We start from the raw sequence: 364 nt of genomic DNA on the forward strand, positions 1-364 counted from the left end.
TCAGCGTGACGGTGTAGGTGATCTCGCCACCTTCAGCGACAGTGGATTTATCCACAGACAATGTGGCGGTTACTTCGCTGACGGTGTCGGTAATCTTGACCGTAGCGTCGTCGCCCAGTTGCAGATTCTCGAATTGCTTACCGTCGACGCTCGCATCGGTGACGCCCAGTGAAACTTCACCCGCGTCTTTGAATACATCATCACCTTGAGCTGGCAGCGAATAATCGACTTCAGTTTTGCCAGCTTGGATGACGACTTGCTGGTTGTTGCTCAGCGTGACGGTGACATCGTGATCGAGTTTTTCGCTGATCCGGATGGTGAAGGTTGGCTGCTGATCTTCAGTCACGTCGCCTTTGCTGACGAT

The 364-nt window shown here is 53.0% G+C and carries 1 protein-coding gene; it reads right to left on the reverse strand.

Translation table 11 applies throughout. From position 1 onward, the window contains the following. A partial coding sequence (locus IRZ56_RS22970; RefSeq protein WP_196147032.1) for an immunoglobulin-like domain-containing protein occupies positions 1 to 346 on the reverse strand: 346 nt, incomplete at its 3' end. Positions 347 to 364: the final 18 nt, after the last annotated feature.

Source organism: Pseudomonas guariconensis, assembly GCF_015680235.1.
Classification (GTDB): domain Bacteria; phylum Pseudomonadota; class Gammaproteobacteria; order Pseudomonadales; family Pseudomonadaceae; genus Aquipseudomonas; species Aquipseudomonas guariconensis_A.